Source organism: Mahella sp., assembly GCF_020054945.1.
Taxonomy (GTDB): domain Bacteria; phylum Bacillota; class Clostridia; order Mahellales; family Mahellaceae; genus Mahella.
This window is the reverse complement of record NZ_JAIHAU010000061.1, coordinates 1-8830: the sequence shown is the minus strand read 5'-3', so window position 1 is coordinate 8830 and position 8830 is coordinate 1. Positions and strand designations below refer to the sequence as shown.

Annotated in this window: 11 protein-coding genes; 8 read left to right on the top strand and 3 right to left on the bottom strand. The window is 41.2% G+C overall.

The genetic code is table 11. The features are described 5' to 3' along the window. Positions 1 to 117 precede the first annotated feature (117 nt). Entirely contained in the window at positions 118 to 1254 is a 1137-nt protein-coding gene (locus tag JG770_RS09950; protein ID WP_291958471.1) for a hypothetical protein, read from the top strand. Positions 1255 to 1576: 322 nt separating this feature from the next. Continuing rightward, a complete protein-coding gene (locus JG770_RS09945) occupies positions 1577 to 1948 on the top strand; it encodes a hypothetical protein (protein ID WP_291958468.1) in 372 nt (123 codons plus the stop codon). Between the two features lie 293 nt (positions 1949 to 2241). Here the strand turns inward: JG770_RS09945 and rpmB are convergent, their stop codons facing one another. Then, a complete protein-coding gene (gene rpmB / locus JG770_RS09940) occupies positions 2242 to 2433 on the bottom strand; it encodes a 50S ribosomal protein L28 (RefSeq protein ID WP_291958466.1) in 192 nt (63 codons plus the stop codon). Positions 2434 to 2553: 120 nt separating this feature from the next. Here rpmB and JG770_RS09935 point away from each other — a divergent pair, with 120 nt between their 5' ends. The 6 genes from JG770_RS09935 to JG770_RS09910 all read left to right on the top strand — a co-directional run bounded on the left by JG770_RS09935 (position 2554) and on the right by JG770_RS09910 (position 7057). Further along, the gene (locus JG770_RS09935; RefSeq protein WP_291958463.1) at positions 2554 to 2898 is read left to right on the top strand and encodes an Asp23/Gls24 family envelope stress response protein; all 345 of its coding nucleotides are present in this window, start codon (positions 2554 to 2556) and stop codon (positions 2896 to 2898) included. Then, positions 2898 to 4970 carry an ATP-dependent DNA helicase RecG gene (gene recG / locus JG770_RS09930; RefSeq protein ID WP_291958474.1) on the top strand — a complete coding sequence of 691 codons (2073 nt, stop codon included), beginning with the start codon at positions 2898 to 2900 and terminating at the stop codon, positions 4968 to 4970. Before JG770_RS09935 ends, recG begins: the two co-directional genes overlap by 1 nt. 81 nt (positions 4971 to 5051) lie before the next feature. Beyond that, positions 5052 to 5282 carry an alpha/beta-type small acid-soluble spore protein gene (locus JG770_RS09925; RefSeq protein ID WP_013780625.1) on the top strand — a complete coding sequence of 77 codons (231 nt, stop codon included), beginning with the start codon at positions 5052 to 5054 and terminating at the stop codon, positions 5280 to 5282. A 268-nt stretch (positions 5283 to 5550) separates the two neighbouring features. After that, positions 5551 to 6108 carry a 16S rRNA (guanine(966)-N(2))-methyltransferase RsmD gene (gene rsmD / locus JG770_RS09920; RefSeq protein WP_291958458.1) on the top strand — a complete coding sequence of 186 codons (558 nt, stop codon included), beginning with the start codon at positions 5551 to 5553 and terminating at the stop codon, positions 6106 to 6108. After that, positions 6105 to 6593: a pantetheine-phosphate adenylyltransferase gene (gene coaD, locus JG770_RS09915; RefSeq protein WP_291958455.1), complete on the top strand. Its 489-nt coding sequence runs from the start codon at positions 6105 to 6107 to the stop codon at positions 6591 to 6593. The genes rsmD and coaD overlap by 4 nt, the downstream gene beginning before the upstream one ends. A gap of 5 nt (positions 6594 to 6598) precedes the next feature. Further along, entirely contained in the window at positions 6599 to 7057 is a 459-nt protein-coding gene (locus JG770_RS09910) for an ATPase (protein WP_291958452.1), read from the top strand. On the opposite strand, the gene ylbJ is transcribed toward JG770_RS09910, so the two are convergent. Both ylbJ and JG770_RS09900 read right to left on the bottom strand, forming a co-directional pair. Beyond that, a complete protein-coding gene (gene ylbJ / locus JG770_RS09905) occupies positions 7052 to 8281 on the bottom strand; it encodes a sporulation integral membrane protein YlbJ (RefSeq protein ID WP_291958449.1) in 1230 nt (409 codons plus the stop codon). The genes JG770_RS09910 and ylbJ overlap by 6 nt on opposite strands. Before the next feature lie 54 nt (positions 8282 to 8335). After that, positions 8336 to 8830: nucleotidyltransferase family protein (locus JG770_RS09900; RefSeq protein ID WP_291958446.1), on the bottom strand; the 495-nt coding region annotated here is incomplete at its 5' end.

Sequence of the window (8830 nt, the reverse complement as noted above, 5' to 3'; positions counted from 1 at the left end):
AAAAATACTGGATGTAAAGCAGAAAGGTGGCTTTGAAAATGTTATTATAGGTATGGAACCAACAGGGCATTATTGGAAACCATTGGCATGGTATTTACACGAAAGGAGTTTTAATCTATGAAAAAAGTAATTTCGATTATGTTAGTTGCTGTAATGATGTTTACCATAACATCATCCGTTTTTGCAGCCGAGGAACCTAAAGCAGCTAATAAACAAGGCATATCTAGCTTAAGTATGTATGAACAAGCCAGACTATTTGCAAAAGAAAGAGGCATTGAACTTCTGCCGTTTGATGAAGGATCAATCACTAGTAAATTTAAAGAGTTTGCAACGCCTTATGATGGCATAGATGATAAACCGGATAACAAGACAAAGGATAGTATAGAGGATAATCTAATTGAACCAATGGGAGGGGCTACCGCAAATAGTGCACAACGAATTTATGTCAACACTTCTATATCTGATTCTATAGCTACTGCAGGACAAATTGATTGGTTTGTGTTTAAAACTAGCACGGGCAGTGGGGCATACAATATCTATTCAACAGGCAGTACAGACACATATGGAGAACTATATAAAAAGACGCTATCCGGTAAATATGAACTAATAAGCAGTAATGATGATGGTGGGTCAGGTACTAACTTCAGATTAGAAGTTGGTCTTAACAGTAATACTGATTATTATGTAAAAGTAAGGCATTATTCTTCTACACGGACCGGAAGTTATACATTAAGGGTAGAAGAAAACTTAGATTCTTACTATTCGCCTAGCGGTGGTTCTTGGACATGGGATATTGCATCACCAGATCCTGATGGGGTATATTTTAACATCGATAAGATTGTCTATCTTACTCCTGAAAAAGCACAGGGATATTATATTATGGTATCACAAGATTCAATCCGAGAAGTGCGAGGTACAATCGCGCATCTTACATATTCAGCAGCTGTTACATTTGTGATGAACTATTATGTTATTGGAGTTGTAGCTGCAGAATTTATTGTGGATCAAATATTTGGGTTCGCTTTCCCAGATCTCACTGAAATGGAGTTAGATGCTATTGCCAATGCAGGCAACATGAATAGTAGCGGCGAATTTCAAACAGGTATTAAGATTACTAGCTTGACTTCGTACACAACCAATTATGTTCCGGTTATGATGAATACATACGAGTCATGGAATAGATCATATATATATGGAGAGGAGAGATATAGAGGTAGCTTTGATACTAGTGATTTTACTCCTTTGTGGAGATAAAATCCTATATTTGCTAATGGATTAAACCTACTAACCTACACTTTCCCATATACCCTGTGCAAATATTAAGCTTGAAAATATATAATGGATATGGCATAATTTAAACTATGCTAACTTCGATAGGATGAATTACGCACCAAAGAAAGCAGATATATCTGCTTTCTTTGGTGCGTATAGCGCTTGGTATGATTCCGCCTATTTACCTAAATTATAACATATCAAGAAAAAAGTTAGTATAAGTAGCGGAGCGTCACTATTAAGAATTTATGCAGTACTAAGCTTATTAGGTCTCTTATTTTAATAGTACAGGCGGTGATTACTTTTGAACAAGAAGAATATATATATTAATAAGTATGCCTTTTGGGCTACAAGTATTTGTCTTATTGTATCGGTTATATCTATATTGGTATATATTGCTAAAAAGGAATTAACAATGGATAATTTATATAATGTGTTGGTATTTCCGGTAATTATATTTATAAGCTGGTTTGATGCTTTACAGAGATATAAAAAAAACAAAGAAGAAAAAAGTAAGTCTAGGTATGAAGTTTTAATCCTGCTGTTTTGGTTAGCCTGTGCAATAGCATCAATTATTTGTTATATATTTACGACAGATATGATGTGCATTTTTATTGCCATATATGCTTTGATATTTTTGATATTGAGAGTTGGGAATTGGTTTAAGGTAAAATAAAATTTATAGTATTTACAATTTATTAGTATGCTTCAAAGACTGTTTTTCTAAACCAGTTATTAAATATTTTATGGCTTATACGATCTGAATCTATCGGCGGAAACTATAATAGAAATATATGGTTCAAGATTTTCCATAAAAATAGCTATAAGGTATATGAAGCAACATTTAGGTCTATACGATTATCAATGTGATACATTCACCGGCATGTTACGATATGTACATTTTCTTGGTGTGCCCGGGGTATGGCGCACTAAAATAAATAAACGGGAAGAAATCATCTTCCCGTTTATTTATATGGCACGCTCTACCTTTCCTGAACGGAGGCAACGCGTACATACATATGCTCGCTTAGGGGCGCCGTTTACAACTATGCGTACCCTTCTCAAATTGGGCTCCCAACGCCTGTTGCTGCGCCTGTGCGAATGACTTATAGCATTGCCGTAAGCAACGCTCTTATGGCATATCGCGCATTCCTTTGACATATCCATACCCTCCCTCTATACAAAAACATCCTTATTGTATCATTATTTCGGCCATTTGACAATAGTATATTTAAAGAGTACAATATTATGGAAATCTATTATATAGGGGAGGAAAGGGTAATGGATATAGTGAATGAATTAGGGAAAATAAAAATAGCTGATGAGGTTATAGCGCGAATAGCAGGTATAAGTGCCAGTCAATGTGACGGTATAGTGGGAATGGCATCCAAACGGGCAACAGATGGTATAGTAGAGTTGCTGGGTATGGAGAACGTGACCAAAGGTATACGTGTAAATAACAAGGAAGATCAATTGACTATAGATATCTATGTTATAATAAAATTTGGCATGGCTATAGAACAGACTGCCCAAGCGGTGATGGATAAAGTAAGGCATGATATAAAGGAACTGACAGGTCTAGAACCTACTACAGTTAATGTAATAGTGGAGGGAATAGAATTTTGATGGATATTGTTCCGGATATGCCGGTCCAATATATAAAAGGAGTAGGTCCAAGGCGTGCTCGGCTATTGAATAAGCTGGGCATCTATACGTTGGCGGATATTATATATCATTTTCCGCGCGACTACGAAGATCGCACTGAAATAATACCTATAAACCGTTGGCAAAGCGGGCAAGTAGTGAATATCGTGTGCGAGATATCGGGGACACCGCGCCGCGTCAAACCGAGGTCGGGGCTTACCATAAGCAAGATCCCCATTCAAGATGGCACATCCTCAGCGTATGCGGTATGGTATAATCAAAAATTCATCGAGGATAAATTTGTGCCAGGCAAATGGTATTTTATGCGTGGTAAAGTTAATATAGGATATGGGGAGGTACAATTGCTAAACCCCCAATGGGAGGAGGTATCTTCTCCTGATGAGAAAGGCGACGAGGGGCTCATGCCTATATATCCGTCTACGGCCGATATGTCGCAGAAGATTCTGAGAAATATAATCAAAAACGCCCTGGAACTCATAAAGGGTCAATGGGAAGAATACCTTCCTGTAGAATTGAGAAAAAGATACGATCTCGCCGAAATAAACTTTGCCATAAACAATATACACTTTCCGGCAGATGTTCAGTCGCTGAATATAGCGCGTAGAAGATTGGCTTTCGATGAGCTTTTCTGTATGCAATTGGGATTTTACAGCATAAAGAAAAAGAACGATGCGCAAAAGGCGGGTACGCCATTCAGGATACGTGATATAGGATTGGAAGCCTTCATAAGAAGGCTTCCTTTTGCATTAACCGGTGCCCAGCAACGCGTGTTGGATGAAATATTGGCTGATATGTCGAATAGCAGGCCTATGAATAGATTGGTGCAAGGCGATGTGGGCTGCGGCAAGACCATCTTAGCCGTGCTGGCCTTATATGTGGCGGCGTCTAACGGCTATCAAGGCGCTATGATGGCGCCGACCGAGGTGCTGGCCCAACAGCATTTTCAGACACTGCAGAAATTTTTTGACGGATACGATATAAGCGTCGCCTTATTAAGCGGTAATATGGGAGAGAACAAGAAAAATGAAATGTTGGAAGCTATAAAGGATGGACGTATAGATGTAGTGGTAGGTACTCATGCCGTTATACAGGATAATGTAGAATTTCATCGTCTTGGTCTGGTTATAACAGATGAGCAACATCGGTTCGGTGTCAGGCAAAGGGCGGTGCTGGAGAAAAAAGGCGGTAATCCGCATGTGTTGGTGATGTCGGCCACACCCATACCGCGCAGCATGGCGCTTATTTTTTATGGAGACCTCGATGTGTCGATAGTAGACGAGATGCCGCCCGGACGACAACAGGTGGAAACCTTCTTTATACCGCCTTCTATGCGCGATAAACTCTACAGTTTTATAAATCAGGAGATAAGTAATGGCCATCAGGCGTATATTATATGTCCATTGGTAGAACAGTCGGATGCTGTCGATGCTCTGTCGGCACAAGAACTATACGATCAATTAAAAGAGAAAGGTATTTTTGGAGATAGTATCGGTCTGATACATGGACAAATGTCTGCAAATGACAAAAATGAAGTCATGGAGGCTTTTAAAAACGGCCGAATAAGCGTTTTAATCGGTACCACAGTAATAGAAGTAGGGGTAGATGTACCCAATGCCACCGTTATGGTAGTGGAAAATGCCGAGCGCTTTGGATTGGCACAACTTCATCAGTTGCGCGGCAGGGTAGGCCGTGGCCGGCATAAATCATATTGTTTTTTAATCTCAAATGCTGGTAATTCCGATGCGGGACGTCGCTTAAAAATAATGACCAAGCTTCATGACGGATTCAAGATAGCCGAGCAAGATATGCAGATACGCGGGCCGGGGCAACTTTTAGGATTGCAGCAGCATGGCATATCCGAGCTAAAGCTGGCCGATATATTCAGCGATATAGCCTTGCTCAAGCAAAGCAAAGAGGCGGTACAGATGCTAGCCGAGGGAACTATGATTCTGGATCAGCGCAGCAAGATTCTGCTGGAACAGCGCATAAAACGCCAATTTTTAAATAACATCGACGAAATAACATTCAATTAATGTTGACATAAATTACTAGAGTAAAATATAAGGACTTTGGATAAATTAATAGCACAACAAAAACAGGAGGTGAAGAAACGTATGGCACAAGGACAGTATAATGATAGCAATCAGAAGGTTGTTCCTCAAGCTAAACAAGCTTTGGAGCAATTTAAGTATGAAGTGGCAAACGAACTGGGGATTCAGACTCCTGCAGATGGTTATTGGGGAACCTTAACGTCTAGGGACTGTGGTGCAGTAGGTGGTCACATGGTTAAGAAAATGATACAGCAGGCCGAGCAGACCCTTATGAATAAAGGCGGCAAGCTGTAATAATGGTTTATTACTGTTGAAATCAAACCAGAGCGGCTATATCTATGCCGCTCTTTTTTACATAAAAAAATTGGTGACATAAGCATGTCACCAATATCGGGAGAGGAGAAATTGAAGGAAGAGCTCTATGGGGAATCCGTGTTAAACGATCCTCCATGCTTAACACAATAATATTATTGCCGTCAAAACTGGTGTTTATACATAAATTTTCAAATACGGTGTTATTTCTTGAGGATATATGTTAAAATAAGAGCATGGGTGATGCATTATGAGGATAACCGGAGGAACGGCTAAGGGTCATAGATTGAGCGGGCCCAAAAGCGCAGAGGTAAGACCTACGGCCGACATAGTAAAAGAGGCGCTCTTTAATATTTTAGCGCCATATATAGATGAAACCGTATTTTTAGATTTATTTGCCGGGACAGGCAGCGTCGGCTTGGAGGCTATGAGCCGCGGTGCCCGTGAGGTTTATTTTGTAGATAACAAACGGCAGTGTGTACAACTGATAAAAAACAATGCTTCTTTATTGAGAGTGTCCGATAAGGTTAAAATAATATCGGCTGATGCTATCGCTGCCGTAGATTTATTAAGTCGCAAGCAAGTTCATTTTGATATAATATTTATGGATCCACCATATGAAATGGGATATATAATTAAAACACTCAAAGCCATTATAACGACGGATATATTGAATAAAGACGGTATATTGGTGGTGCAGCGCAGTAAAAGGGAGGGGCTGGGACTTGACGGTGTTGGATGGACTACCTATAAGGAAAGAGCGTATGGTGATACTATATTGGATTTTATAAGGAGAGAAGACGATTGAAGATATGTGTTTATCCGGGAAGCTTTGATCCTGTTACAAACGGGCATATAGATGTAATACAGCGGGCAGCGCGCATGTTCGATAAGGTTATAGTGGCTGTGGTAGCCAACCCGAACAAACAGCCTGCTTTCACGTTGGAGGATAGAGCAGCATTTTTAAAAAGGGTTTTATCCGACATGGACAACGTTGAAGTAGATAGTTTTTCCGGCTTGCTCATCGACTATATGCATGTGAAAAAGGCGTCGGTTATAATAAGGGGCTTAAGGGCGGTATCGGACTTTGAGCATGAATTTCAAATGGCTTTGATGAACAAAAAGCTGGATGATAATATAGAAACCATATTTATGATGACAAATGGTCAGTACTCGTATTTGAGTTCAAGCATGGTCAAAGAGGTAGCCGGATTAGGTGGCTGTATAAAAGGGCTGGTGCCGGACGAGATACTTGCGGAAGTGGTACGCGCGCTTAGAAAGAAGGGAGAATAATACAGATGGATGATGTAATGGCGTTGCTGGAGCGGCTTGAAGATGAGCTCGAAAGCGGCAACAATTTACCGTTTACGTCAAAAACTATGATAAACAGAGAGCAATGTCTCGAGCTTATAAAAGAGATACGTATACGTCTTCCCGATGATTTCAAGCAGGCTCAAGTTGTCGTAGCCGAAAAAAACAGCATAATAGCCGATGCTCAAAGGCAGGCTGAAGCCATTTTGCAAGATGCTGAAAACCAATTTAAGCTTATGGTCGATCAGCACGAGATAACCAGAAAAGCCTATGAGCAGGCCCGCGAGATAATAAGTAACGCTCAAAAGAACGCTAGAGAGATAAGGCTTGGGGCTAATGACTATGCGGATGAGGTATTAGGCAAACTGGACGTTTACATTTCTCGATTGCTGGATAATATCCGAAAGGACCGCGCTGAATTAAAAAAAGGACACCATCAATCATAGCTTTATAATCTTTATGTGATTTAGTAATGCTATTGCGATCGATATGGTTAATACCGCTATAACGCCGATTATAAAAAGCCTACCGGAATGCGCTGCGATCGTAAGCCATGACTGTGCATCAGAGAAAGCGGGCTGATATGCGGGTTGAATTATATTTGTAAATATCGAAGCGTACAATGCGGCGGTTATTGCTTGTATAATTTTGGCAAAGATATAAGGAGTGAGGCTCAGACCTGATATAGATGTGACAGCCGCCACTTGTGCATGCACTGACAGCCCGCCCCATGCTATTATGAATGATATCAGCGGTAATTTGTCCCATAATGGTAGCCGAAGCTGGCTGAGCATCCTTGATCCTATGGTCATTTCTATCAATCCGGCTAAAAACGGTTTGGCCACAGCGGAATCGTCTGTCACTAGAGCTGCTATATCCAATATACCGGTTAAATCGAGTATATTTATAAGCACCGAAAACAATACTATAAAGCCGCATATACTGAGCAGAGACAGCACCGAGCTGCTTACGGCGCGATTCAGCATCTGACCTAACGGCTCTTTGTTCTGCATGTACGTATTATATAGTTCGGATATTGCTCTCGACAACAAGTGCGACGGTTTGCTATTTGTATCTATATGTGTTTCTTTGCGCTTATAAAAGCGGAATATAAGGCCGGCCGTTATGCTGGCCAGATAATGCGACGTCAATAGTATCCATCCGGCCGACGGATAGCCCAACATGCCTACGGCTACGGCGCCGGATATGAACAGCGGACCGGATGTGCTGCAAAATGCTAACATTCTCTCACCTTCCGCTTTGCTTACCATGCCTTGTTGCCTCAGCCTTGCAGTGATGCGCGCTCCGGTGGGATAGCCGGACGTTATGCTCATAATATATGCAAAAGAGCTGCATCCGGGTGTGTTAAAAAGGGGCCTCATAACGGGTTCCAATATGACCCCCACGAAATTGACGACGCCTATGGATATGAGTATTTCAGTGCCTATAAAAAAAGGTAGTAAGGATGGAAATACTATTTCAAACCATATATGTACACCCTGCAGCGATGCCTCAAAGGATTGCTGCGGGAAAAGCAATATAGCAAATACCAACAACGAGGCCGATATAGCCAGTATATATGCGCCAGCCGCTTTTTTCATCAAAAATTGGCGCAGCAGACTCCATCCTCTGTAGGGTGGAGCGGAATGCGCCGTCGCCTCCCATCTCAATCTCTATATATACCTTGCGAATTTGCAGTTATATAGATAAATATATTGCGGTATTTACCAAATATGATATATATCATTCACGAATTCGTTGCCGGCGCGGCGCAATGCCGGTTTCATATAAGCGAGCGAATAAAGATCAGTGGCCTTGATTTCTATTTCAAAAAGTTTGCGGCCCGGTGGCGATAAAATACTCCGATAATCGGCGGCTTTGGACAATAGCGGTAGCGAAGATTTGGAGCTTATATGTGGCAGCAGTTGTTTTCCTTTCTCTGAGAAACCGAGCACGCGTATGTATTGCGGTCCTCCGTTGGAAGTCAATTCATACATGACATCATTGCTCATACCGAGCATGGCGTGGATAATGGCACGTTGTATGCGCGTTTGCGTGTAGCGCTTGGTTTTTATAGAATTTATAAGGGTTTGCAGGTCGCCGGCCAGCATGGCGGCTCCCTTTATTCGGTGTTCCAGCCCTTCGGATATGTCAAGCACGTCTTCGAGGAACTGTTTCGGCATGTTTCTTAAAGCATAAACTATTATTAGCCCGATCGA